At 63.8% G+C, this 25,388-nt stretch carries 24 protein-coding genes; 13 read left to right on the top strand and 11 right to left on the bottom strand.

Annotation, left to right across the window (positions count from 1 at the left end):
• Positions 1 to 50: 50 nt before the first annotated feature.
• Positions 51 to 1,289 carry a hypothetical protein gene (locus ACQP2T_RS40930; protein WP_433510213.1) on the bottom strand — a complete coding sequence of 413 codons (1,239 nt, stop codon included), beginning with the start codon at positions 1,287 to 1,289 and terminating at the stop codon, positions 51 to 53.
• 83 nt (positions 1,290 to 1,372) lie between these two features.
• Between ACQP2T_RS40930 and ACQP2T_RS40925 the strand changes: the two genes are divergently transcribed.
• Complete coding sequence (locus ACQP2T_RS40925; RefSeq protein ID WP_433510212.1) at positions 1,373 to 2,377, top strand: metallophosphoesterase family protein; 1,005 nt, start codon at positions 1,373 to 1,375, stop codon at positions 2,375 to 2,377.
• 67 nt (positions 2,378 to 2,444) lie between these two features.
• Here the strand turns inward: ACQP2T_RS40925 and ACQP2T_RS40920 are convergent, their stop codons facing one another.
• Positions 2,445 to 2,690 carry a hypothetical protein gene (locus tag ACQP2T_RS40920; protein ID WP_433510211.1) on the bottom strand — a complete coding sequence of 82 codons (246 nt, stop codon included), beginning with the start codon at positions 2,688 to 2,690 and terminating at the stop codon, positions 2,445 to 2,447.
• Positions 2,691 to 2,781: 91 nt separating this feature from the next.
• Positions 2,782 to 3,210, bottom strand: coding sequence for a hypothetical protein (locus tag ACQP2T_RS40915; RefSeq protein WP_433510210.1), 429 nt, complete (start codon positions 3,208 to 3,210; stop codon positions 2,782 to 2,784).
• A 604-nt stretch (positions 3,211 to 3,814) separates the two neighbouring features.
• Here ACQP2T_RS40915 and ACQP2T_RS40910 point away from each other — a divergent pair.
• The 9 genes from ACQP2T_RS40910 to ACQP2T_RS40870 all read left to right on the top strand — a co-directional run bounded on the left by ACQP2T_RS40910 (position 3,815) and on the right by ACQP2T_RS40870 (position 15,507).
• Positions 3,815 to 10,492 (top strand): polymorphic toxin-type HINT domain-containing protein, encoded by a 6,678-nt coding sequence (locus ACQP2T_RS40910; RefSeq protein ID WP_433510209.1) that lies wholly within the window; start codon positions 3,815 to 3,817, stop codon positions 10,490 to 10,492.
• A 5-nt stretch (positions 10,493 to 10,497) separates the two neighbouring features.
• The gene (locus tag ACQP2T_RS40905; RefSeq protein WP_433510208.1) at positions 10,498 to 10,917 is read left to right on the top strand and encodes a hypothetical protein; all 420 of its coding nucleotides are present in this window, start codon (positions 10,498 to 10,500) and stop codon (positions 10,915 to 10,917) included.
• A 46-nt stretch (positions 10,918 to 10,963) separates the two neighbouring features.
• Positions 10,964 to 11,305 carry a hypothetical protein gene (locus ACQP2T_RS40900; RefSeq protein WP_433510207.1) on the top strand — a complete coding sequence of 114 codons (342 nt, stop codon included), beginning with the start codon at positions 10,964 to 10,966 and terminating at the stop codon, positions 11,303 to 11,305.
• Between the two features lie 248 nt (positions 11,306 to 11,553).
• Entirely contained in the window at positions 11,554 to 12,282 is a 729-nt protein-coding gene (locus tag ACQP2T_RS40895) for a polymorphic toxin-type HINT domain-containing protein (RefSeq protein WP_433510206.1), read from the top strand.
• Positions 12,282 to 12,737 (top strand): hypothetical protein, encoded by a 456-nt coding sequence (locus tag ACQP2T_RS40890; protein ID WP_433510205.1) that lies wholly within the window; start codon positions 12,282 to 12,284, stop codon positions 12,735 to 12,737. The genes ACQP2T_RS40895 and ACQP2T_RS40890 overlap by 1 nt, the downstream gene beginning before the upstream one ends.
• A 510-nt stretch (positions 12,738 to 13,247) precedes the next feature.
• Positions 13,248 to 13,733, top strand: a complete 486-nt coding sequence (locus ACQP2T_RS40885; protein ID WP_433510204.1) for an SUKH-4 family immunity protein — start codon at positions 13,248 to 13,250, stop codon at positions 13,731 to 13,733.
• Between the two features lie 126 nt (positions 13,734 to 13,859).
• Positions 13,860 to 14,342, top strand: a complete 483-nt coding sequence (locus ACQP2T_RS40880; RefSeq protein WP_433510203.1) for a hypothetical protein — start codon at positions 13,860 to 13,862, stop codon at positions 14,340 to 14,342.
• A gap of 95 nt (positions 14,343 to 14,437) precedes the next feature.
• On the top strand, positions 14,438 to 14,983 hold the full coding sequence (locus ACQP2T_RS40875; protein ID WP_433509576.1) for a winged helix-turn-helix domain-containing protein: 546 nt from the start codon (positions 14,438 to 14,440) through the stop codon (positions 14,981 to 14,983).
• Positions 14,938 to 15,507: a transposase gene (locus tag ACQP2T_RS40870; protein ID WP_433509575.1), complete on the top strand. Its 570-nt coding sequence runs from the start codon at positions 14,938 to 14,940 to the stop codon at positions 15,505 to 15,507. Before ACQP2T_RS40875 ends, ACQP2T_RS40870 begins: the two co-directional genes overlap by 46 nt.
• Positions 15,508 to 15,732: 225 nt before the next feature.
• On the opposite strand, the gene ACQP2T_RS40865 is transcribed toward ACQP2T_RS40870, so the two are convergent.
• From ACQP2T_RS40865 to ACQP2T_RS40845, 5 genes are all read right to left on the bottom strand, one after another.
• Complete coding sequence (locus ACQP2T_RS40865) at positions 15,733 to 16,260, bottom strand: hypothetical protein (protein ID WP_433510202.1); 528 nt, start codon at positions 16,258 to 16,260, stop codon at positions 15,733 to 15,735.
• 149 nt (positions 16,261 to 16,409) lie between these two features.
• A complete protein-coding gene (locus tag ACQP2T_RS40860) occupies positions 16,410 to 17,243 on the bottom strand; it encodes a hypothetical protein (protein ID WP_433510201.1) in 834 nt (277 codons plus the stop codon).
• Between the two features lie 382 nt (positions 17,244 to 17,625).
• Positions 17,626 to 17,838 (bottom strand): DUF397 domain-containing protein, encoded by a 213-nt coding sequence (locus tag ACQP2T_RS40855; protein WP_433510200.1) that lies wholly within the window; start codon positions 17,836 to 17,838, stop codon positions 17,626 to 17,628.
• 148 nt (positions 17,839 to 17,986) lie between these two features.
• Positions 17,987 to 18,190: a DUF397 domain-containing protein gene (locus ACQP2T_RS40850; RefSeq protein WP_433510199.1), complete on the bottom strand. Its 204-nt coding sequence runs from the start codon at positions 18,188 to 18,190 to the stop codon at positions 17,987 to 17,989.
• Entirely contained in the window at positions 18,183 to 19,028 is an 846-nt protein-coding gene (locus ACQP2T_RS40845) for a helix-turn-helix domain-containing protein (RefSeq protein WP_433510198.1), read from the bottom strand. Before ACQP2T_RS40845 ends, ACQP2T_RS40850 begins: the two co-directional genes overlap by 8 nt.
• A 668-nt stretch (positions 19,029 to 19,696) precedes the next feature.
• Between ACQP2T_RS40845 and ACQP2T_RS40840 the strand changes: the two genes are divergently transcribed.
• The gene (locus ACQP2T_RS40840) at positions 19,697 to 20,131 is read left to right on the top strand and encodes an ATP-binding protein (RefSeq protein ID WP_433510197.1); all 435 of its coding nucleotides are present in this window, start codon (positions 19,697 to 19,699) and stop codon (positions 20,129 to 20,131) included.
• A 411-nt stretch (positions 20,132 to 20,542) separates the two neighbouring features.
• On the opposite strand, the gene ACQP2T_RS40835 is transcribed toward ACQP2T_RS40840, so the two are convergent.
• Positions 20,543 to 21,919 carry a hypothetical protein gene (locus ACQP2T_RS40835; protein ID WP_433510196.1) on the bottom strand — a complete coding sequence of 459 codons (1,377 nt, stop codon included), beginning with the start codon at positions 21,917 to 21,919 and terminating at the stop codon, positions 20,543 to 20,545.
• A 454-nt stretch (positions 21,920 to 22,373) separates the two neighbouring features.
• Here ACQP2T_RS40835 and ACQP2T_RS40830 point away from each other — a divergent pair, with 454 nt between their 5' ends.
• Positions 22,374 to 22,802: a DUF2750 domain-containing protein gene (locus ACQP2T_RS40830; protein WP_433510195.1), complete on the top strand. Its 429-nt coding sequence runs from the start codon at positions 22,374 to 22,376 to the stop codon at positions 22,800 to 22,802.
• Between the two features lie 840 nt (positions 22,803 to 23,642).
• Here the strand turns inward: ACQP2T_RS40830 and ACQP2T_RS40825 are convergent.
• Both ACQP2T_RS40825 and ACQP2T_RS40820 read right to left on the bottom strand, forming a co-directional pair.
• Complete coding sequence (locus ACQP2T_RS40825) at positions 23,643 to 24,416, bottom strand: maleylpyruvate isomerase family mycothiol-dependent enzyme (protein ID WP_433510194.1); 774 nt, start codon at positions 24,414 to 24,416, stop codon at positions 23,643 to 23,645.
• Between the two features lie 134 nt (positions 24,417 to 24,550).
• Positions 24,551 to 24,808, bottom strand: a complete 258-nt coding sequence (locus ACQP2T_RS40820; protein ID WP_433510193.1) for a hypothetical protein — start codon at positions 24,806 to 24,808, stop codon at positions 24,551 to 24,553.
• 26 nt (positions 24,809 to 24,834) lie between these two features.
• Between ACQP2T_RS40820 and ACQP2T_RS40815 the strand changes: the two genes are divergently transcribed.
• Positions 24,835 to 25,185, top strand: a complete 351-nt coding sequence (locus tag ACQP2T_RS40815) for a transposase (protein WP_433510192.1) — start codon at positions 24,835 to 24,837, stop codon at positions 25,183 to 25,185.
• The last annotated feature ends 203 nt before the right edge of the window (positions 25,186 to 25,388 follow it).

The raw sequence follows: 25,388 nt of genomic DNA, 5'->3' as shown, positions 1-25,388 counted from the left end.
TCGACCATGCCGACAAGCCGCAGGAGGCGGTCACGACCGGGTGTCGACCGTCAGCCGCCGGGCTTGGTGAACTCCACGCCGTCAACCCGGAACACCGTAACCCGGCCGGGGTAGTCGCCGACCGCCAGAAACCGGCCGTCGGCGGAGAAACCAACCGCCTGGTACCAGTTCGGCCACTCGCCGGGTACGGCGAACTTAGGCTCCAGTGGTTGTCCGGTCGCGACGTCGTGGACGGTGACCGGCCCATCGGAGGGGGCGGCGGCGAGCAGGGTGCCGTCGGGTGACAGTGCGAAGTCCGCCAACCGCTCGTACCCGTCCCGCTCGTCCTCGATCGCCCAGCACAAGGCACCGGATTCCACCGAGAGGCCGAAGCATCCCGACGTCGCGCCGCTTGCGACGAGGATTTGCTCGGTCCCGTCGAACGCCAGCTTGTCGAACCGGCGGCTGATCCCCTGGTATCCCGCTGGGAAGGGGAACGGGGCGGCGAGCACGCGCTGACCGGTGTCAACATCCCAGATCTCGAGGTCGTACTCCGTATCGCGGTTGTCCGGGTCGTGGGTGAGGCCGACGAGCCGGCCCGATGGCGACAGTGCGGCGGTGGTCTGGAAGCGCTTGCCCGCCGGAAGATCGAGGCACGAACCGCCGTCCGGGCCCAGCACTCGCACCGCCTGATCGGTGTCGACGACCAGCATCCGCCGGCGGTCGGTGTCCCACCCCGGACGGGTATGCGGCAGGCTCTGGACCTGGCCGGTGGCGAGCGCCACCGTGTAGCTCACCTCAACCATGGTGATCGTGTCGCGGACGGTGAACGTCAGGTGCGATCCGTCCGGTTCAAAGGCCACGGTGTGGATCAGTGAATACTGAAGAGCATTGGTGTACACCACCTGGCGGACACCGGTCCGTAGATCGACTGTCTGCACATCGGAGCCCGCAATACCGATCCGGCTACCGGGAATGCCGCGGGCGACCGCGATGGTGTGGCCGTCCGGGTGCAGGGCGCTCGCTGCGGCCCCATTCTCCGCCCGCGTCGCGCACTGGGCGACGACATCGCCCGGTTCGGTCGCGGCGACATCGCGGAGTAGGGCGTACCCGTCACGCATCTTCTGAGTGACGATCTTCTCCAGGGCCTCGAGCGCGGCGTCCCCGTCGTCGAACGACTTCGTGCGCCCCTGAGGCTTCCCGGTGCCGGTCCACCAACTCCGGTGCAGCTCAACCCCATCGACCCGGAGTTCAAGGAACTTGGGCTTCGAGGTACCGGGATGAGTCAGGAGAATTTGATCACGATCCACACGCGGCATCGTAGAGGTCGCCAGCACGGACAACGCGCAAAATCCTTTGTCCGTCGTACCGATGCCTCCCTAGGATCGCCCGCATGCGGCGCACGATCATCATCGGCGACATCCACGGCTGCTTCGACGAACTGCTTGAACTGCTGGAGAAAGTCGACATCCGACCGGACGACCTGCTGGTCAGCGTCGGTGATCTGGTCGATCGCGGGCCGGCGCCCGGTGACGTGGTCAGCTTGTTCCGCGAGCGCCCGAATTCGGTCGCGGTCATGGGCAACCACGAGCGCAAGCACGTACGCGGGATCTTCTCCTACGCACAAGAGATCACCCGCTTGCAACTCGGCACCCACTACGCCGAAACGGTCGACTGGATGCGGACGCTGCCCTACTACTTCGAGAACGAGCATGTCCGTGTCGTCCACGCCGCGATGCAGTCCGGAATTCCGCTGGCCGACCAGAGGGAGGAAATACTCTGTGGCTCGACGAGGGGCGAACGAGAGCTCGCGGCGCTGTTTCCGGACAGCCACTGGTACGACCATTACACCGATACCAAGCCGGTGGTGTTCGGCCATCACGTGACCGGCAGGGAACCGATGATCCTCGACGGCAGGATCTTCGGTCTCGACACCGGTGCCTGCCACGGCTGGAACCTGACTGCAGTGTGTCTCCCAGAATTCACAGTCCACTCGGTGAAGGCGCATGTGGACCATTGGTCGATCATCAAGCGCCAGTGGCAGTTGCCCGTCCTTCAGACCAAACCGTGGGGTGACTCCACCTGGCTGGAGCTGACTCAGGCGATAGAGCGGTTCGCTCCGGCACCTGACACCGCCACACAGAAGTGGTTGGCGGCGCTCGAAGAGTGGGCCGCGGATCTGCAGTCGGCATTCCCCACCCTGGTCGCCTCGGCGTATCGGGTCGCGGACGAGCTCACCGTGGAAGAACTGCGCCGACATCCTGCGGCGAAGGTTCTCTTCCAAGCCCGTAACGGCCACCTCGACCAGACCAGCCTGGCCAGGCAGTGCGCAACACCGCGCAGAACGATCGACCTGGCGGCCGCGTTGGGGCTGGTCCTGGATGAGCCACCCAACTGAACCCGGCCTTGGCCATCTCCAAGATCGCGGAGATGGCCAAGGCCGGGTCATCGAGCTATGGGGTAGGTCATGGAGTGGTGAACAACCACCATTGGGTGGTGCCGTTCTGCGAGCAGAACCACGAAACCCATTGACCGGCCTGCTGGCCCTGCAGCCCGGATACCGCGCAGACTTCGAAGCTGGCATAAGGGCCGAGGACGGTCTGGGCCTTAAGGGCGCTTCTTTCGCCGGCGGCCATCGCGGGGGTGCCTGCGCCCAGCAGCAGACAGGTCGCGGCGGCCACACCGGCAAGCAGGCGGATTCGGTAACTCACGACAAACTCCTTTTCTCGATTTGTTGCCGTTTTCGGCGTGGGCGCGAAGATGATTTGCGTTTGGTCTGCTCAGCTCAGAAGCCGACGGGCCTCAGCAGGAGATCACCAGGGAGAACGGCCGATCGTCGTCGACGGTCCTCGGGTTCTGAGCCGATGGCGTCGCTGTGCGAACGAAAAGCGTCCTTCCACTGACTGCGCCGACCAGGATCGACGCACTGCCCGGACCGGGGTCATTGCCACCCGACGTGTTGATCGTTCCGGTCAGCGCGCATCGGCTGATATCGGAGTCCGTCGTCAGGTTGTAGCGCCCCCCGCCGAATTTGTTGACGCTCCCGATGCCTGATGCGGCGAGCAGGGTTCCGTTCGAGCTGACTTTGGCCCAGAGGATTCCCGGGGCAGCCCGATTGGCGGACAGTGCTGCGGAATTGGTGTCCGCAGTCGCGCTTGAGACGGCGAACACGCCGCTGGCGATGATGGCAGAGGCTGCCAGCATCATTGGCAGTCGCACTGAATTGTTCATGTCTACCTCCATGAGAAATGATTCATCCTCGGCTGGATGCTTGCTCCGACTGTGCATCACGGCGGCATACGAGGGGGATCCCTAGATTCAGTGATTGCGATGGCGCGCATTCACTCAATGCGCGTTTTTGGAGGTAAAACCAGGGAAAGGCGGATCGATATCCGTTTCGTGCTCAATGAGGCCGAAAGATTGGCTGGCAGACCGTATCGACCGCCGTTCACCCGCATGTGTCGAAGCTGTCGGCTACATCGAAGGCCTGGAGGCTCGATCCAAGCCAAGGTTCGATGCCGCTCTGAGCTGGGCAAACGACAAGCCGGCACCCACGGTCTCGTAGCTGACGAGCCACGAACCGTCGCGACTGTGACGTAGATCACATGTGCGTTTTTCTTCAGGAAAGCGCCTTCCCTGACATGTCGGTTGACCAGTGCGCATAGCAAGTGTGGTTTACGGCTCCTGACGGTCGGTGTCGGGTAAGTGACCCTCCCGTTGTTGACCGATCTTGCTTTGTCGATCACATTCCGAGTGATCGTTCTTATGTCTGCCTTAGGTGCGTCCAGGCCCCGTTGCCCGGGGTCTGCGTCAGCGTGCCTTGAAGGGGTGCTGTATGCGGGCTCGGCGTGTACGGATGTGGTTGGCGGCATTGATCGTCGGGCTTTGCGCGATGGTGCTGATCTCGAGTGTCGGGGTGCCGGATCAGCTGGTGGAGCGGGCTGCCGCTGCCGCGCCGGACCCTGAACAGTCCGTGGACGGCCGGCCTGTGCCCAAACGCGAGGCCCCCAAGGGCGCGGAGGAGTCGGCGCCGAAGGTGGAGCGGCGTAAGCCGGTGTGGCCGAAGGCGGGCACGGCCGAGGTGGCGGTGCCGGCCGTCGGCAAGGTGGCTGAGGCCGGGACGTTGCCGGTCAAGGTGGGCCAGGTCAAGGGCGGCGGGCTGGACAAGGTCAAGGTGGAGACCTTGTCGCCGGAGGCTGCCCGTGCTCTGGGCGGGGTGGGGATCGCCGCTCGGATGATGCGGGCCGATGACGGGACGGCGCCGGGCAAGGTGCGGGCGGAGTTTTCGTATGCGGGCTTCCGGGACGCGTTCGGCGGGAACTTCGTCAGCCGGTTGCGGCTGGCACGGGTGCCGGCGTGCGCGGTGGAGGTGCCGCGGCCGAAGACGTGCGTGGTGAGCCCGGTGGTGGTGCCGTCCGCGAACGACGTGAAGGCCGGGACGCTGACCGCGGAGGTGGAGGCCACGCCGGCCGGCGCGCGTGCGGCGGCGGTCAAGCCGACGCCTGCGGGCAAGGATCGTAAGGCGTGGGCGGCTCAGGTGACGCGCGATCGGCTGGCGGCGCAGCTCCAGGCGGGGTCGGTGTATCTGCTGTCGGTCGGGATGACGGGGCCGAACGGCAACTGGGGTGCGACCGATTTGAAGCCGTCGGGGACGTGGCAGGCGGGGACGTCGGGCGGTGGATTCGACTATGACGTGCCGTTGCCGGAGGCGCCTTCGGTGGGCGGTGATGGGCCGGATCTGTCGCTGCAGTACGACGCGTCGTCGGTGGATGGGCAGGGGCAGTGGTCCAACAACCAGTCCAGCGTGGTGGGTGCGGGCTGGGATCTGAGTGCCGGGTTCATCGAGCGGCGCTATCGCCGCTGTTATGTCGACAACTTCTACGACGACAACACCGCGGAGCTCATCTGGACCGCCGAGGAGCAGGGGATCGGCGGGGAGGCGTTGTGCTGGGAGTCGCCGGACGAGAACGACGACGATGCCGCGACCACTGACAGGTCGCAGTCGGAGTTGGTGTTGTCGGCGGGTGGCCGGTCGGCGCAGATCGTCAAGGACCGCAATGCGGGCGGGGGCTGGAAGACGGTTCCGGACTTCGGCTGGAAGATCGAGCAGGTCGCCGGGGGAGCCGACAGCCAGCCGTATTGGAAGGTCACCAGCCAGGACGGCACGGTGTGGCGGTTCGGCTACACCAAGGACGCCCAGTGGCAGGTGCCGTACGTGGGCAACGACTCGGGCGAGCCGTGCTACGACCGTTTCCTGAACAAGGATATTCCGCCGACCTGCACCGGTGTGTGGCGGTGGAACCTGGATCAGGAGCTCGACTCCAACGAGAACGTGATCGACTACTCCTACAACCGGGAGAGCAACTACTTCTGCCTGCCCTCGTGCGCGCACGAGCTGTACCGGGTGCTGCCCTATGACCGGGGCGGCACGCTGGCCAAGGTGCAGTGGGGCCACAACACCCAGGTGCCCGGCAGCGTCCCGACCGCGCGTACCACCTTCACCACCGCCGATCGCGGCGGCGTGGACGTACCGACCGACCTGCAGTGCACTCAGGCCGCGGGCTGCGCCAACAGCGCGATCGGCTTCTTCTCCACCCGCAAGCTCACCTCGGTATTGACCGAGTCGCTCAACCCCACCTCGAACGGGTGGGATCCGGTGGACCGGCTGGATCTGACGCAGACCTGGATCTACCAGCGCACCGACTTCGGGCCGGCCGACGATCCGGCGCTGTGGCTGGACACCGTGCAGCAGATCGGGCTGGCCGCCCCGCAGGAGGTGGCGTTGCCGCCGCTGGACTTCGACGCGGTGATGCTGGCCGGCAAAATGGACTACGACTCCATGTCGGACTGGACCGACCTCCTGTCATGGCGGATGGTGCCGCGCATCGCCGCGATCGGCAACGGGATGGGCGGCCGCACCGAGGTCACCTACGGCCAGGCCGATGCGTGCGGCGGCGGCAAGGGCCGCGACGGCTCCAATTACTTCACCGACAAGACCGGCGACTGCTACGACGTCGACTACAGCATCCCCGAAGCCGATTATGAGAGCTGGTCACGCTTCTTCAAGCAGCTCGCGGTCAAGGTCGTCGAACGGGACATGGTCGGCGCCTCGCCGGACATGGTGCATCAGTACGAGTTCATCGGCAGCCCGCGCTGGACCAAACCGATCCAGTTCGCCGAGCCCGGCCAGGCGCCGCCGACCTCGGACTGGCGTGGTTACAGCCAGGTCCGCACTATCGACGGCTCCGGCACCGACCCGGCCGGCTACACCGTCACCACCCGCAACTTCCTGCGCGGCACCGGTGAGACCGTCACCGACTTCGACGGCGGCACCTTGGTGGACAAGCCGATCCTGCAGGGCAACGTACTGCAGGAGCAGTCGTGGAAGATGACCGCGCTCAGCCCGCGCGCCTATACCGAGGTGGATTCCACCCGGTGGGAGTACACGATCCAGACCACCGGCAACGGCCCCGGCGCCATGGATCCGGGGTTGGTGCTGCAGACCCGCGAGCGCTCCCGCGACAAGATAACGGGCGGCGCCTGGCGCTACACCGACTCCAAGACCGGCTACAACGCCGACGGCCTGCCGAACAAGGTCAACGACTACGGCCAGGACGGCGTCACCACTGACAACACGTGCACCACGACCACGTACGCGCGCAACGCCGACGCCGGTCAGTGGCTGCTGGACTTCCCGTCCGTGGTGGAGGAGCGCTCGGGCGACGACTGCGCCGCCGGAGCGTTGATCGGCAAGACGGTCAGCCTGTACGACCTGGGCACCGACCCGGCCACCAACAAGCCGAGTGACGGCAACCCGACCGAGGTCCGCTCCTACGCCAACGCGAGCACGATCTCCACGACCAAGGCGACCTTCGACGAGTACGGCCGCCAACTGACCAGCGTGGACCCGTTGGGCAAGACCACCTCCACCACCTACACCCCGCCCGTCGGCTGGCCCTCCACTGGCGTCACGACGACCAACCCGCTCGGCCACACCGTCACCGCCCGGCTGTCACACGTGCTGGGCGAGGCGGTCTCGGTCACCGACGCCAACGGCAAGACCACCGAGATGGACTACGACGCGCTCGGCCGTACCACCGCTTTATGGAAGCCGGGCCAGCCGCGTAGCGGCGGCACTCCCAGCGCGACGGTGGCCTATGACATCACCTGGAACGGCTGGCTGGGCCAGCCCACTGCGCCGATCAAGACCACGATCAAGCAACTGCTGACCGGGACGAAGTACACCAGTGCCATCAGCTACGAGGACGGTCTAGGCCGGGCCCGCGAGGCGCAGACCGACTCCCCGTCCGGCGGCCGGATCGTCACCGCCACCACCTACGACCCGCGCGGCCTGACCAGCGCGGTCTCCGAGCCCGTGCACAACACCGGACAGCCAGGCAGCGGCCTGCTCAACCCCGCACTGACCGGGCTGCCGCAGTGGACCAAGACCGTCTACGACGACCAGGAACGCTCAGTCGCCTCGATCGCCTACCACCTCGACACTGAGCTGCGCCGCACCAGCACCGCCTACCCCGGCGCCGACCGCACCGAGGTCACCCCGCCTGTCGGCGGCAAGACCGCCACCGTCACCGACGTCTTCGACCGCGCCGTCAAGGTCGAGGAGTGGGCCGACGCCACCGCCCACCAGGACTCCAGCTACGGCTATGACCTGCACGACAACCTCACGAAGATGACGGACGCCAACGGCAACGTTCGCACCTACACCTTCGACTGGCTGAACCGGCGCACCGCCGCCACCGATCCGGACGCCGGTGCCTCCAGCTACGGCTATGACCTGGCGGGTCGGCTGGCCTTCAGCATCGACGGCAAGAACCAGAAGATCTCCAACAGTTACGACGACCTGGGCCGGCGCACCGTCCAATGGGCTGGCGAGGTGTCCACGGGCACCAAGCTCGCCGAGTGGAGCTACGACACTGTCGCCAAGGGCCAGCCCGGTGCCGCCACCCGCTACACGGGCGGCCAGCCCTACACCCAGACCGTCACCGCCTACGACAGCGACTACCGGCCGACCGCCACCAAACTCACCATCCCGGCCAGCGAAGGCAACCTCGGCCGCGACTACACCTTCACCTCCGCCTACGACGCCGCAGGCAACCTGCGGGAGCAGAGCCTGCCCGATGCCGGCGGGTTAGCCGCCGAGAAGCTCACCTATGCCTACACCGACCTCGGCTTCGCCAAGGGACTGACCTCCGACCTGGGCGGCTTCACCTACGTCAAGGACACCGCCTTCACGCCCACCGGCAAACTCGCCACCCGCTCGTTGGGCGCCGCCGGTCAGGTCAAACGCACCCTCGAACGCGACACCACCACCGACTGGCTGTCGCGGGTCTCCACCCAGACCAAGGCCGACACCAGCACCCCCGACACTGTCCAGGACGACCGCTACAGCTACAACGTCGCGGGCACCATCACCCGCGTCCTGGACGCCGCCTCGGCCATCCCCGGCAGCACGGACGGCCAGTCCGAATGTTTCACCTATGACGGCCTGCTCCGGCTGAAGACCGCCTACACCACAACCGCTTCCTCGTGCACCGGCACCGGCGACGCCAAGGGCCTCGACCCCTACAGCCAGGCCTACGGCTACGACAAGGTCGGCAACATCACTAGCCTGACCGACAACGGCCAAACCGCCACCTACACCTACCCCACCCCCGGCGCCACCGCCGTCCGGCCCAACGCTGTCACTTCCATCACCCGCTCCACCGGCACTGACACCTACGCCTACGACAACGCCGGGCAGTTGTCAGCTCGCACCGTGGCCGGCAAGCAGGCCACCTTCGACTTCGACCAACTCGGCCAACTCGCTCAGGCCACGGTCGACGGCAAGCAGACCTCGATGGTCTACGACGCCGCTGGGCAGCGGCTGATCCGCCGTGATCCTGACGGCAGCACCACCCTCTACCTCGGCCCGATGGAACTGCGCCTGTCCGGTGGTCTGGTCGCCGGCAAGCGGTACTACAGCGCCTCAGACGGATCGCAGGTCGCCATGCGCGACGCCACCGGCGTCACCTGGCTGATGGCCGGCCAGCATGGCAGCACCCAATTGGCCATCAACGCCACCACCGGCACCATCAACCGCGAACGCTACCTGCCCTACGGCCAACGCCGCGGTGGCGACGACCTGCCCTTCACCGACCGCGGCTTCCTCGGCAAGATCGAAGACGCTTCCACCGGCCTGGACTACCTCGGCGCCCGCTACTACGACCCCACCATCGCCAAATTCATCTCCACCGACCCCGAACTCGACCTACGCACCCCCGAATGGGCCAACCCCTACAGCTACGCCGCCAACGACCCCATCACCCAATCCGACCCCGACGGCCGCCGCGTCGACGCCGGAGGCGGCACCGACCCCGACGCAAGCCGCAAAGCCAACGCCAACTTCGCCAAGACGCATAAGCCCAGCGGTCAAAAAAAGAAGGAATGGGAGATCACGTTCGAAAACAACGAAAAGAAGAGACTGGCCAAACAGGCCAAACAGGCCAAGAAAGCCAAGAAAGCCAAGCCTGGAAAGCCGAAAGAGGAGATTGCTCATGTAAATCTGGATTGCCACAGTGGTAAATGCGATATCAAGCCTGAGTTCACGCCGCTGGAAATAGGAGTGTTCACTTGGCTGAAGAAGTACTACGACATCGTCACCGTCGGAACCACCTGTGCTCAGAAGCCAGACAAGAGCTGTCTCGATGCTCTTGTGGATGCCAAGTTCAAGAAGCCTGGCAAGAAAGCCTCCGATTGCAGCAGCTTTGTTCCCGGCACAAAGGTGCTCATGGCCGACGGAATCAAGAAGTCCATTGAAGATATCAAGGTAGGCGATAAAGTCGTCGCGACTGATCCAAAAACAGGCAAGAGCGAGGCGAAATCCGTCATCACTCCGATCACCAGTAAAGGTATTAAGAATCTGGTGCGGGTCGCGGTGGACAGCGATGGCTATCAAGGCAGCGAGACCGGCATGGTCACCGCCACCGACGGGCACCCCTTCTGGGCGCCCACGGCTCGGCAGTGGAAGCAGGCGAGCACGCTTCGGCCGGGGGAATGGCTGCAGACCAGTCAGGGCGCCTACCTAAAGGTTGATGCGATCGAGAAGTCGACCGCTGCTGACCAGCGCGTCTACAACCTGACAGTAGCCGACCTGCACACGTACTATGTGTTGGCGGGCGAGACGCCGGTCCTCGTTCACAACAGCCCATGCACGAAGCCAGTTAACCTCCCCGGGTGGCGAAAAGTGGGCGTCGATATGGGTCATATCCTCGACCGGCACACCGCAGAGGGTAAGACCTACAAGCAGAGTGGGATTAAGACGAAGTTCCCGGATTACATGTCTCGAGGAGAAATAGAGTCCACGATTCGCCAGGCATACAAGTCATCTTCGGTCGCAGGGCGTTCTCAGGGGAATCGAGTCTTCTTGCGGGGATCGGCAAATGGGCTGGAAATCGAAATGTGGGTGGACAAAGAAACCCGTATGATCGCCACCGCCTACCCGGTTTGGAGGTAAATTGGATGGAATTTGAACTTTTCTGTGACGTGGAATCTCTCGATCTCGCCAGGTCGGGTGCCATCTGGGGAAACGTCTGGATTGACATCTCAGGATGCTCCTTCCCGGAATCGAACTGGAACGACATGCCGGTGGCGTTTCTGGTTGAGCTGCTCGACGCGGTTGCGTATGTCAGCGCCGCTGAAGGAAGGCGCAGGAGGGTGAGGTTCTTCGATGGTCCGTTCTGGATCGATCTGGTCGGTCAGGGCGTCGGAGTCATAAGCATTTCAGTCAATGCCCATGGTGCAGGGCGGTCGGCGACGGCCAGCGCTCACGGCGTGACTCAATCGCTCTCGGCGGTGCGTGACGATCTGGTCCGTGTGTGCCTGGAGCGTGGATGGGGCGAGCAGGCAGATGTCCGCCGTTTGCAGGCCCAACACCGATAGAGAACATCCACTGCGATTCCAGATAGACTAATGAGAGGGCGAGTCGTTGGATTTCATGGAGAGCTACGCTCTCTGGCGATCCTTGCCGTTTCCCGGTCTACGCTGCGGTGAGAATCTGTTGCGCGTGGGAGAGGACCTTGCACTCATTCATGGCGACCTAGCTCTCGCCGACGAACATGTGACCCAGGTGATCCTTTTTGTCGACGAGGGGATATTCAGGCCGAGCCGGGCGGACGTCATGATGTTGCTCGAAGGGGTCATCTCTCGCCTGGAACGATTCGGCGAAAGCATGGCCGTCGAAGAGCGAGAAGTTGTCGACGCCCATTATCGATATGCAGTTTTGCTGCATCAAATCTATGCTGAATTTCTGAGCATAGGGGCTCCGTAGCCCGTCACCTGACCGGCAGGGAATAACAATGAGTCCTCCACACGTGTGGGGGACTCATTGTTTCTGTTGGAGCCTTTGTACGCGCGACGCGGTTGCAGGTCGTGTCGGCGAACTTCCCGTCCTTCCAAGTCGAAAACTGATCTCTGACGGACAAGAGCTGCCTCGATGCCCTCGTAGACGCCAAGTTCAAGAAGCCTGGCAAGAAAGCCTCCAATTGCAACACCTTCGTTCCTGGCACGAAGGTGCTCATGGCCGACGGAGCCAAGAAGTCCATTGAAGCCATCAAGGTCGGCGACAAAGTGCTCGCCGACGACCCCGAGTCAGGTAAGAGCGGTGCCAAGAAGGTCACAGGACTGCACCGCGACCGCGACGCTGACCTAGCCGACGTCACCATCCCGACCGCCGATGGCCACGCCACCATCCACACGACCCAGCACCACCCCTTCTGGAACGCCACCAACAAGACATGGGTGGATGCCGCTGACCTGCACCCCGGCGATACCCTTCGGGCATCCCGTGGCGAGCACGTCACAGTCGTCAAGGCGCGAGCCTTCGAGGGCTTGCGGTACATGTACAACCTGACAGTTGACGACATCCACACGTACTATGTGCTGGCGGGCGAGACTCCGGTCCTCGTGCACAATGCAGGAGGGCTTCATGTACGCGGTCCGAAAGATCCTCTGAGTTTCGGTAGAAATTACACCGGGCGCGTCGACAGATTCGATATCGGCGGTACGACTGACTTTGAGGTTCACGTCTACCACAAGGGTAAGGAAGTAGGGATCTTCGGCAGTGACGGATGGTTCTCGAAGCACGGTAAGAGTGCTGACGTCGATGTTCCGCGAGCTGTCTACAACAACCTGAAGGGGCTGGCCGTGGGCGAATTGAGACGAGATGGCCGTATCGGCCCCAAGGGAACGGAGAACGTGAAGGGCGACAATTGGAAGCGTCCACGCATCACGGGTGGTGGATGCTAATGAAGTACGTGCATGTGGAGCCATTGCAGGACCGGTACGGGTACCACCTGGATCCGCAGAATTACCTACAGGTCCTCCCGCAGCTCTCCGGCGACCTTCCCCCTGGCGCGGCGGCGTTTGCCGCTCACCCGGATCACTACGACTTCCGGAGTGCTCGGTGCGTTAAGGATCTGGAGCTGAGCAAGGCAACTCTAGTTGACGATCAAGGGAAAATTTTTCTCGAATTTACCTTGACTCCGAACGAGTGGAAACATAAGAGCGGTTTGTGTATTCGCTACTCGGACGTCCAGTCTTTCCGCGTGGACGCTGCGGAGACTGATGGCATGTTGCCTCGTCTAGGCGCCCTGCAGTTGGATGAAGTGCTTCCGCAGTCGTCGGGTATGTCGCACGAAATTTCCTTCACGTGTGGTTCGATTCTAGTTGTCGCTGCCGATCTCGTGGCCACGTGGGAGTAGGGGTCAGTTCGTGGCGGAATAGCAAATCTCCGAAGGGTTATGCCCTTTCGGGGATTCGTTATTGTGAATCCCTGGATCCATTCATCCAAGTTCCTAATTTGATGCGTGCCTGGGCTGGTCGACTACGTGGGCTGAATTCGTGGCTCGGGCGCTCGGACCGTGATCGGCCCGCCGGGCAAGGGACTCCATTTCGTGGTACCTGGCAGACAGGTGGCCGGGCGGTTGCTCATTCGCCGTCAGCGCCGCTTGTGGCGATGGCGCTGGTGATGGCGGAAGGACTACGTGACGTCGCCTGTAACGAGGCTCCCGTGTGGGCCACGGTCGTGCGTTTTTCCTGGCCGGCCGTCAGGGCCGAAGCTTTGTCATGTCGTGAGGCCGGGGAGCCACTTCGGCCGAGGGTACTACCGCAAGGTCCGCCAAGGGCAAAGCGGTGATTTCGATGTGCGGTTGGCCCGTCGCCAGCCCGGATGGCGGGCCACCCGCATCGGTACGAGATGAGCAGGAGTGTTGATGGCAAACCATCGCTATTCAATCGAATACGTCGCGTGCGTGAGAAACCCTACTGCGCGAGAGTATCTTTCTTCGGTTGGCCTTCCTGCTGGGCATGTCCTCTTTTCGGCTTCGGAAGCAGTTGATGGCGGCATCGAGAGAGTTGAGGGCCGCGATCTCCTGAAATTGGAATCCGGAGGGGGCGGTGACGATGTCTGCTGCATTGATTGCGAAACTGGACAGGTCTTCTATGTTGGCCTTGACGATTCATCTACAGTTCTCCTAAATTCATCGCCACAGAAACTTTCTGAATGCTTGAACGTATTTGATCTTGAAATCACTCGATCCGCAGGTGAGGACGATCAGGCCGCGCTGGAAGAGCTGGCCGATCAGCTGGGTAGATCACTCGGAGAGATTGATTCGGCGGCCCTAGAGGATGATCCAGGTTTTTGGCGTTCAATTCTCTTCGATGTGGCAATCGGAGACTATGTGAATGGCGAGTCGTGACGGCGTTTCCGTACTAGGGCATTAGCAAGTGAGGAAAACGTGATTCGTCTCTCCTTTCATCTCCCGGAGCCGGGTTCAGCCTGGCTCAAGACCTGGGACGCGCCTTCCCGGTGAAGTGAGATCCCAGTGAAGATCTCCTACTCGCCAAGCCCCGACTACGCCGATCATGGTCGAGAGCGTAGGCAGGGGGGTGATCTGGCTGCCGTATCCAGGGCTGATCTGAGGTGGTACTACTTCCTCGGACGTCTTTCGATCTCCCGCTCCGGCGTTGAGGTTGGACCCCCGTGGGGTTGGGTGCCGCTGTTCGATGCGATGTACTGCGTGCAGCAGGTGATGGTCTTCGCTCAAGGGGGAAACGCGCTTGGGAAGATCGACTTCACCGAGAATGACGAATTCATTAGCTTCGAGCTGGACCGAGATGGCCTCCGCGTAGTTCCGACCTACCTGGAATCCGAACTGCATTGCTCCGTCGATGAATTCGTGGCGGCAGGCATCAATTTCATTCGGGAGGAGCTGGAGCGGGTAGTAACGGAATATCCCTCGCTCGCTCGTAACCAGCATGTGCGTGCGCTCGCGCGGGAAGCAGGTCTGGAGATTCCCGAAACGTAGGGGACCGCCTTTAGAGAGCTTCAAAGGTTGACGTTATGTAGTTGTATCGTCACGGCTGGGGTGACATGTGGGCGGTCGCCGTTCATACCGGAGACATGAGATATCCCGACAGTGGCGGGCTGACCGCGCAGGCGCGGGCCCGCCGGGAGCAGGTGCGGTTCGCGGCCGGGGAGATGTTCGCCGCCGGGGCGAGTGACCGGCAGGTCGCCGAACACTTCCGGGTCAGCCTGATGTCGGCCAACCGCTGGCACCGGGCCTTTGACCAAGGCGGGATGGACGCGCTGGCCTCCAAGGGGCCGGGCGGGGAGAAGTGCAAACTGACCGGCCCACAGGTGGAGGCCTTGGCGGCGGCGCTGGAACAAGGGCCTGCCGCGCACGGCTGGGCCGAGGACCAATGCTGGACCCTGGCCCGGATCGCGGATCTGATCGGTCGGCTGTTCGGGGTGTCCTACACGGTGGGCGGGGTGGACTACCTGCTGCATCGGATGGGGTGGAGTTGGCAGGCGCCCGCCCGCCGGGCCGCCGAACGCGACGAGGACGCGATCGCCGCCTGGCGGGAACATGCCTGGAGCGAGGGAAAAGGACCGCGGCACGATTGGGCGCCTGGTTATGTTTCGAGGACGAGGCTGGCCAGGGGTTGAGGCCGCCCAAGGGCCGTAGCTGGGGACCGCGCGGGACCACCCCGGTGGTGAAGGTGTCGGGCGGCGGCTCGGGCACGGTCATGATCGCTGGCCTGGTGGCCACCAAACCCGGCTGCGCCCCGCGGCTGATCTACCGGATCCGGCTACGCCGCGGACGCAAGGGCGAACGCAAGTCCTTCTCCGAACGCGACTACGCGGCCCTGCTGGACGCCGCCCACCAGCAGCTCGGCGGCCCGATCGTGGTCTGCTGGGACAACCTCAACACCCACATCAGCGTGAAGATGCGCACGCTGATCAACGCCCGCCCATGGCTGACGGTCATCCGACTGCCCACCTACGCACCCGAACTCAACCCGGTCGAGGCGGTCTGGGCCCACTTGAAGCGCTCGCTGGCCAACCTGACCAAGAAGACCCTCGACGAGCTCGCCCGACTGATCAAGACCAGGCTGAAGAAGATGCAGTACCGGCCTCAGCTGATCAGCGGCTTCATCGCCAAGACCCATCTCGACTTCAAACCGCCATAACCACAGCCTTTGAAACTCTCTAGATCCAGCCGCGCAAATTTGAAGCCCCGTCAGGTGCGTCCTGGCGGGGCTTCTGCGTGGGGTGACGGCAGTCGAGGGTGTCTGAAAAGAGTCGGGCGAGTCATGCTGACGGGGCTCGGGGATGTGAGTCTGGAGGCGTGCGATGGTTCCTCGGAGTCCGTACCCGAGTACTGCCGCGTTCGGATATTCCAACTGTCCGAATGCCTACTGATCACGAACCCACTCCGTGAATTCGTTGGCGAGGCCTGGCGGGTTGGCGGCCTCGGTCTGTCGTGCGATCTGCTCGTAGTGCTCCAGCTCGTGGATCAGCACGGGAGCTGGACGCCCGATCGCGCGTTCGATCACGCCGGCCGTGTGGAGGTCGCTGGCCAGGTGGATGCAGGCTTCGACGAAGCGGGCGGTGACATGGTCGTGTTGGTGAGCGGCGTGTGGAAGCTCGGTGATCCATTGGTCACGGTGGATCGAGCCGTCGGGGTCGAGGATCATGTCGGCAATCACGATGAGTTCGTTCTGCAGCCAGTAGGCGTAGTTCCACCGGGCCTCCGTCGGATCGGGGTAGCGGCTGCTGGGATCGGTAACCCGGCGGACCTGGGATTCCGTGTTGTAGCCAATGGTGAGAGTAGGGCGCCGCGGATCATCGTCCTCGTCATAGACGTAGAAGGAGATCGCGTAGATGTCCGATGCGTCAGCGGCGGGGATGGAGGAGAGCGCTGTGGCCGCTGCGCTCCGCATGTGATCATGGAAGGTCATCTCGGAATTCCCTTTGTCAGCGCCGTTTTGGCCGGCAGCAGCTCGGTTCGCTCCAAATGCCAGGCGGACACGCGATCGTCGGCGGCGTGGCGCGTACTGAGTGCGAGGGACTGCTGGAGATCGCTTGGGTGCTATTCGGTGTTGTCGTTGACTGGACTCTGCAGCGCGGCTAATGCCAAGCAGAGGCCATTGAAGGTATGGAAGGAGTCGATGGCCTTCTCGTAGGCGTGGATGCGACGTCGGTACTCGTCGGTGATCGCTTGCCAGGTATGTCGGTGGTCGCCGGTGGCAACCACGAGGAGGGAGTCGTAGGTTCCCAGGTCGCAGCCGATGGTGATGTTGACGAAAACGTCACCTGGGGTGAGCAGGGTCGCCAGTTCGGGTTGCGACTGTCCGCGCAGTGACTCAAGCAGCCGGTTCTTGCGGTCAGCGTCAGCGAGACCGAAAAGGTTCACGTTGCCGTCGACGTCCATCAGCGTGGTGGTGGTCAAGGCCGTCAGTTCACGCAGGTCGCGGGCAGGGAAAAGTCCGGCCTCGTGCAGATGCGCGCGTTGCCATTCGGTGGGAGCCGGTCGAGTGGGCAGCATGACGCGGGGGACGACGAATCCGCGGTCGCGGGTCGGCCAGTCCGGTCGCTCGGCATCGATCTCGTATTCCCAGGTGATGAAGTCGTAGGCGTGCCGCCCCAGATAACGGATCGCTTCGTCGCGTGCCCAGGTCGGGACAGCGAACCGATGTTGTCCGGCGGTGAACGCCCAGGCCAGACCGAGATAGACCGCAACTTCTTCCTGGTTGTTGTTGTTCACGCCGTAGCGGAGGAAGGGATTGCATTGCGGGTCGTCGGGATAGTCGAGCTCGTAGAGGCCAGTCCAGTGGCGTTCGATGACGCCCTGCCCGAACTCGGCGATCAGCCGGGCATGGGTGATGCCGTTGGCGTACTCGAAATCGAAATTCAGGCGATTCATGATCACTAGCGTAATACGGCAGTCGCCATTCGTTAGCTGAATTGGGTGGCACTCGGGCCGTGTTTTGGGCCGACCGGACGAAGCCATCGGTGGTGGTGTGTCTGTCTGCCCAGGTGACCTGCTCGGATTCGCCATGGACAGTGACGGCCTCGATGATGGTGCGCAGGAGTCGCTTACGATCAGCGGTTGACAGCACCAGCAGCGGGCGTGTGGGCCAGCTCCTTGGGCCCGACATGTGGCCCTTGGCAGTGGCAGTTCCCCACGCGTTCCGCCAGGCCGCAGGCGAACGCACATTTGAGCCCTCGCCATGAATTGCGAGGGCTCTCGACGGCTCCGGGGAAGGGATTGTTCTCCGTGAGGAGATCAGTCGTGGTCCGGCTGGTCAGTCGGTAGGGAATTCAAATTCGTTCAAGTGGACGCCGTCGGTGAAGGCTCGCCACTCGCCGGAGGTGAAGATCAGTACTGCGGCGTCAGGGTTCTTGCCGTGTCGCACGGCTACACGCTGGCCGATAAAGGCAACCTCTACGCACTGACCGTTGCCACCACTGAGACTGCTCGTCCGCCAACTGGCACCAAGCAGGTCGTTGTCTTCCATGCCGTCCCTCCTCTCACGTCTGTTCGAGAGCACGCGCCAGGAAGATTTCCGTGGTGTTTGCATCGGCGGCCCTCGTCATGAGGTGCTCGAATGCGTCTTACTCATGACGCAGACGATCACCTCAGAGCTCCCTGAACCCATGCCGGGTTCAGGCCAGGTCGAACTCCCCGTCCTTGGCGCCTGCCAGAAAGGCGCGCCACTCACCGGGAGTGAAGATCAGCGCCGGGCCGCTGCGATCCTTGCTGTCCCGAACCGCGACAACGTTCGGCAGATTGTGAGCCACCTCAACGCAGTTGTTGCCGCTGCCGCTGTGGCTGCTCTTGTGCCAATCGGCCTGTGAGAGATCAATCATGCGATAGATCCTCCTTGGTTTCGGAGATGAGCTGCAGGGAGTCTTCTGGGGACAAGGCCGCAGCGCGGATCCGCTCGAATATGAGCGTACAACGCTCGACTTGCTCCGTGCTCTCGACGTAGATGTCGCCGGCCGTGCTCTCCAGGTAGGCAACGTTGGGGTCGTTCTCGTCGAAGAAGCTGAGGATGGTGAAGGCTCCTTCCAGCCCGGCGTGTTCCCCTGCGTGGTAGGGAAGGACCTGGATCGTTACGTTGGTCCGCCTGGCCGCTATCAGCAATGCTTCCAGTTGTTCGTGCATCACTCGACGGCCGCCGATCGGGCGGCGGAGGACGGCTTCATCCAGGATGGCGTTGAGGCTCGGTGCGTTCGGTTGGCTGAGCAGCGTACGTCGTGCCATACGCGCCATGACGCGGCGCTGCGCGTCGCCCTCGGAACGATGCATAGAGATGACGGTCCGGGCGTAGTCTTCCGTCTGCAGGAGACCTGGGATGAGTTGGACTTCCCACTGGCGGATCAGAGTCGCCTCGTCTTCCAGCCCGATGTAGGAGCCGGTGAACACGTCGGCATAGGCCGTCCACCATCCGCGCTGGCGTACCTCGCTTGCGAGCTGTATCAGGCCGGCGCGCTCCGACGAATTGGCTCCGTACAGATCGCAGACGGCGGCAACGTCGGAACGACTTGCCATGGTACGGCCGGTTTCGATGCGGCTTACCTTGCTTCGGCTCCAGCCGAGTTGAGCGGCGGCGGCCTCGGGAGTCAATCCCTTTTCTTCTCGCATTCTGCGCAATTCGCGCGAAAGTCGCCGCAATCTCACTGTCGGACTGTAGGTCGATGGCATGGAGGTCAGTGTGCCAGGTAAGCGATGGATGGGCCCATCAATTACTTCGATCGCTTAGAAAGTGCACAGTGCATTGACAGGTTGCGCAGCGTAAGTTCATGATGACTGCGTGCGGCAAGGCGACTGTGCGAAATGTCGCAGTCGGCACAGTGCTATTCGTGCTTGGTAAATGTGGCATTACGACCATGAGCATGAGCGGTTCCTTCATTCATGCGGTCGACGTGGGACCTCCTGCCCTTGGGCGAGCGAGTGGCGGGAGATCTACGGCGAGGGAAGTCCCCTGAGCTGGTCGTACGACATTAGGTTGCGTCTGGACGGCTACGAGCCGGGACGTTGGAGTCTGTTGGGTAGGTGCCGAAAGGTGCAGTGCGAAAAGTGCAATCTCACAGACTCGGGCATTGCGCATGTAGGTCGCGAATAACCCTATTTAGTTCCTGCGGGTGAAGGGTGGTTGGAGCGATGATGAGCAACCGGACGTGGCCCATCCGAGATGAATTGCTCTGCTTGGAGGGGCGAGCCTATATTCTGCGCCAAAAGGGTGTGCCTGCCCTGGTTCGGTTACTGCACGGCAGGGAGCTGTTCAACTCCATTTCGAGCGGGCGGGGCCGACTCGAAGAGGTGGACGCGCTCGACGTGAGCGTGTCTGGCCGAATCTGGGAGCTTGCGCAATGAGCGGGCTATTCCTGGCCGAGATCGTGTTGCCGGGGGTGAGGCGTTCGGTGTCGGTGGCTCGCCGGTGTGTGGGCGAGGTCCTGGCGGTGGCTGGGCATGAGGACGTGGACGACGTACTGCTGGTGGTCAGTGAGCTGGTGACGAATGCCACGTCACACAGCGCGTCCGGCGAGCCCGGTGGGTTCGTCACGGTGGAGGTCTCCTCCTTGGATGCCGTGACGGCCTACATCGAGGTGATCGACGACGGGTCGGCGGTGACCGTTCCCGAGGTGCACAAGGCCGACGCCGAGGAGTGTGGCGGGCGGGGGCTGTGGCTGGTGGAAGCGGTCGCGGCGAGATGGGGCGTGCGCGATGAGGGCTACCGGCGTCGGGTGGTGTGGGCGCAGATGTCCACGAAAAGCGGTACGTCTGCCTGTGCGGTAAGGAGGTGAGGGTGCAAAGTGAGGTGCTTTGGAGTGTCCTGGATGGATGATCCAGCGTGGTTTCCTCCGCACTGCATCAGCCCGCACCCGTCCCCAGCGCAGTCGCATGCTGAGCAGCTGGTGTGGAACGTGCCACTTGACCACGGCCGTGAAGTGCGTGTCGTCGCGTGGACGTGCGAGTGCGGCAGCCCCTTCTATGAACTGTGCCAGGCGGGCGGGCAGCGGTTCATCCGACGCACCCGAAACGGGCCGGACAAGCGGATCGTCGACGAAAGCGATCGATGGCCTGCCAAGCAGGCGGATGCGCGGTGGAACGCCTTGCTGCTCGGGCTACTCCACTGAGGAGGTGAGGCGTGGAGCCCATCGACCGCCCATTACTGACGTGGCGGGCGCCGAGCGGCGCCCGCCACGCAAGTGGGGTCAGCGGTGCCAGAGGACGGCTGAGGTGCTGGTGCTGTCGAGGGTGACGTCGCCGTTCCAGGTCAGGAACGACTGCTGGGGGAGATAGTTCTGGCCGAGGAGGAAGCCGCGCTTGATCCCGGTGACGTGCACGGTGGCGCCGGTGTCGGTGCCGACCACGACGCGGTGGGCGGTCACTTCGGCGATGTCGTCAGCCGTCGTGCCCGCCGGCAGTTCGACCGTGGTCGCGGCCGGGTCGTCGCGCTGGAGGGACCAGGTCGGGTCCACGTGGTTTGACAGATAGACGGTCTCGCCAGTGACGAGGCGTACGCCGAGCGAGACGCCGACCCAGGACGAGCCCGCGTTGGCCGGCTGCGTGGTCTTCTTGACCACCGCGTACAGGTAGTTGCGCTGGTCGCTCACCTCGGGCGTGGTCGGTGTGGTGGCCGAGGCGGCCTCGATCTTGCCCTCGCGGAGCATCTCCTTGGCCATGATCTCGTAGGTCCAGGGGTCGGCGTCCATGAGGTACTCGCGGGCCTGGTCGGCCGGCAGCGTCGGCAGGTACGACAGGAAGAACCGCATCGGGTCGTCCACGGTGTCGCACATGTTGTTGTTCGACGTACAGGTCTGCAGAAGCGCGTGGTCGTTCTCGTACCGGCCGGTGAACCGCAGTGTCTGGTGGTCGGGGGCCTGGTAGGTGTCGCTGCCCGCGACCCGGTCGCCGTTCTGGTCGACTTCGACGCTGTAGATCCACTCGATGTCGGTCGTGCGGCCCCAGCGGGCCATCAGCGCGGGGGTGTTCGTGCCGCCGTCCTCGTTGCTCCACACCACCGAGTACGTGAGCTTCGTGTGGCCGGGGGTGGTGGCCGGTGCCGCGTCATGCCAGGCGATGAGCGGGGTGTCGGTGGTCGCGTTCTGGTACGGGTTTCCGAGGGCGGCGATGTTGCGGCCATAGACGACGGGCGCGTACCGCAGCACGAGGTATTCGGGACTGCCCTTGGCGTAGGTCGAGACCCGCAGCGTGTCCAGCGCGACGGATCTGCTCGTCGCGGCGGAGCGCTCGGCGGCGAAGTGCAGGCGCAGCTGGTGCACCCCTGCGGTGAGTCGGCCCAGCGCGAGCTGGCGGTGAAGGGGCTGGCCGCCGGAGACCACGAGGTCGGCGACATATCGGTTGTCGACTGAGATGGACACGACGGCCGATTCGGCGCCCGCCTTCGCCCAGTCCGTGCCTTGCGCGGACGCGTTCAGGTCGATGAGTGCCTCGCCGGACTTCCGCACGACGACGGGCAGCCGGGGGTCCGGGTGGTTGCGGCGGACTTCGATGGACCGCGTTTGGGTGGTGCCGGCGGGTGTGGCCTGTGCCGTGGCCGGGCTGGTCAAGCTGGTCAAGCTGGTCAAGCCGGCCAGGACAGCAACCGTCGCGGTTAATAGTTGGGCAACTCGCATCAGGGGTTCCTCCGCTGCATGGACTGCGCCACGGGCGGGATGAATCGCGCGCCCGTGAGCAGGTCCGATCAGATGCCAGATCTAATGATCGAAACTAACCAGGCGGACAACGTGGGGAAAGCGGTCGTTGAAGAACGGGACAACCTAGTAGGCCCTATCAACTGGGCTTGTGGCCGAGCGTCTCGGCCGGACGGGACTACTTCGGCGCCCGCTACTACGACCCCGCCATCGCCACATCATCTCCACCGGCCTCGAACTCGGCCTTGCGCCCTGGCGCCTGTTCTGGTGCCACGTGCCTTCCGTTCCTCGCGGAGTAGTCGGGCGGGCCGGCTGACTAGGTCACGAGAGGTGTCGAGCATGGCACGATAGATGATCAGGTGGAGCCTTTCGGAGCGGAGAAGATCTTGTGTTGGGGCCTCTGCCGCGCTCAAGCGTGATACTGAAGCCGGGACGGTCCGGGAGGATTCAGGTGAGCACAAGCGGGGCTCAGGCAGCGGCCTTCTTCCTTGAGATCGCTCGGACTCGTACCGTTTGGTGGGTTCGAGACGACGACGGCAGTCCGACCCCGGTCTCAAGTTCTGGGCAGCCAGCTTTCCCCTATTGGTCGTCGAAGACCCGTGCGCAGCGCGCCGCTCAGCTATGGGGTCCTCAATTTCGAGCCGTTTCAATGCCGCTGGATCATTGGCGAAGCGCGGCTTTGCCGGATCTAGCCAAGGATGATTTCCGGGTGGGGATTAACTGGAGCGGACAGCGCCTAACCGGATGGGACTTCACTGTCGGTGAAGTGGTCAATCGTCTCATTCGCGCACTTGGCGAGCCACCATGCGACCGGTAGATTCGGCCGAGTGACGGCTGTCGCAACGATCTCAAAGCGTGTGCAGACGGAACTTCTGATCGGGTATGTCGATGATCGCCCGGCGGGCGGGTGCTACTTCCAGATCTTCCGGATGCCGAGCTTTGAGAAGGTAATTTCATGCCTTGGGGTCCGACACTCAGTGCCGGATTCTGATCCGGAGGATATTCCAGGTTCAGGTATTACAGATGACACACCTATCTATATTAGAGGGTTCGATCGGTGATACGTTTATGGTGGGCTAGGCGCCGCAAGCGCGTCTGGCCCCAGGTCGAGAACCGAGCTGGTGTCCTCGGCAGGGGAGACATCAAAGCGGTTACTCTTGATGAGGTCGAGCGCATGGGTCGACAAGCGAAGGCTCATCATTGGAGCGGCCAAGGGCGCCCAGCCTGGCTGGATGAGCATCGTGCATCAATCTCAGATCTCTACCTTACGTTCCTGCACGAGGAGTCCGAAGGCTGCTTTCGGTGCTCCGTCACAGCGCTGTTCAGAGAAGGAGGAGGGGGCATTTCGGGCTTGATGTTGCGCGAGATGAATTTAATTCACTTCCAGATCTGCAAGAATTCGCCGTAATTGAACTCGCGCATCGCTTCCTAGAGTCATTTCCCACTATTCGGCTAGATGCCGAGCAGCAGGCTGCATGGGACCGTGACTACGGCGAGGTTTAGTCTCTAAACTCGACTTTCGCTGTTCTAAATGAGAGTCATGCAGCGTCTTCCCAGGTCAGCGGGGTCGGCCAGGATTTTTTCGGGTGCAACCCCGGGCCCAGTGGCGCCCGCAGGAGCGCGCGCACAACCGACAGATGCGTCACAAGTGCGCGTTTTACGCGTTCGGGTCCCAGTCTGCGAGCTGCTCCATCGGCTCGGTGTCGCCGGTGGTCTCCAGGCCGTCGAGCGGGACGCGCTCGTAGAAGTAGAGGACCAGTTCGCTCGCTGCGCCTCGCATCGCCATGTCGCCCGGCTCCGCGTCGGCGGCGAGGTCGTCGCAGCGGACGCCGTCGGCGTTGAGGGTCAGGCGCCAGGAGCGGCCCTCGGTCGTGTGCAGGTCGATGGTCGCCGGCTTGAACGGCCAGGGGACGGTCGTCGCCGCGACGGTCGTCAGGAACTCGTCGACGCCCTCGACCGCGACGTCCGTCGGCAGCGGCTGTGCGGCCCCCTGGGTGAGCTGGACGTCGTAGGTGTGGACGGCGATCTCCTGGATCTGGTGCCGGGCCACGGCTCCGCTGGTCTCCGGGGCCTGCGAGCGGCCCCACCAGGTCCAGCAGCCGCGGTCCGGGCCGGCCTCGCGCATCGCGTCGAGCATGAGCTCGGTCGACTCGGCGAGCCAGGCGTCCAGGGCTTCGCGGTCGCGGGGCGCGGTCGGGGCGCCCTTCGGGTCCGTCCTCGCCGGGGGCTCAGCGCCCGGGCCCGCCGCGACGATGGCGGCCTGGCGGCGGCGGCCGTCGCCGAGGTGCTGCGCCAGTTCGCGCAGCGTCCAGTCCGAGCAGGTCGGGACCTGGACGTCAAGGTCGGGGGCGGACGCGATCGCGGCGCGGAACGCGGCCGAGCGGTCTTCGATCAGCCGCAGGACCTCGGGGAACTCCAAGATGTTCTGCACCTCGGTTGTGTATCACCTCCGGCCGCCGGGTAGCGAATTGCTGGGGGGCCACCGGCGTGCGGGAAACACACCAGCCGCAGCGCCGGGCTCCGGCTCGTGGAATCGGCGGATCCACAGGTCGCCGTGGTAAGGGCTCATCGGCGTTCCAGGTTGGTCATGTGGCCGGCGACGCGGTCAGCGGTGGGACGGTGCAGGGTGTCGACCACCCGCCCGTCGGTCAGGAACACCACCGAGTCGGCGTAGGAGGCGGCGACGGGGTCGTGCGTCACCATGATCACTGTCCGACGGTGCCGGTCGACCATCGCGCGGATGAGCTCCAACACCTCCTTGGCGCTGCGGGTGTCGAGCGCGCCGGTCGGCTCGTCGGCGAACAGTCTGCCCGCTACGCCCACGCTGCACCACCGCCAAGAACGGCCGGGTGGTACAGATCCGCCCACAGCATGACCTGCAGGCCGCCGCCCGCCGCCAGGCCGACACCGACACCGGCTGGCAGGCCGACTACCGCCGCTGGCGGCCACCCGTCGAACGCGCCGTCGCCTGGATCGTCGCCAACGGCAACCGGCGATTACGCTACATCGGCACCATCAAGAACAACGTCTGGCTCCACACCCGCGCCGCCGCCCTCAACCTCCGGACCCTGATCAACCTCGGACTCACCCGAACCGGCGGCATTTGGATACTTGCTACCAAACCGGCCTGGGCAGCCCACAGGGGTCCCCCAACAGCTCGAAGCACAGCCACCATCACAAGATCTTCAGTGAATTTCTAGTAGGCATCCGCACCACCCTCCCCAAATCGGGATCACCCAGACGGGCAAGGGCCGGGGTCGAAGGGGCCGGCAGGCCCCTGGGAAGAACAGCCCCGAATCACCACGCGCGAAGCGCGCCCTTAGGAGGGACCATGCCTTTTGCCCGTGAGTCCGTGCGCCCTCGGGGTCGGCGTGCTCTGAGGTGACGCGGGCTGATAGGAATG

The organism is Nonomuraea sp. CA-143628 (assembly GCF_050942315.1).
Classification (GTDB): Bacteria; Actinomycetota; Actinomycetes; order Streptosporangiales; family Streptosporangiaceae; genus Nonomuraea.
Note: the sequence above shows the minus strand (reverse complement) of the source record. Positions and strands in the feature narration are given on the sequence as shown.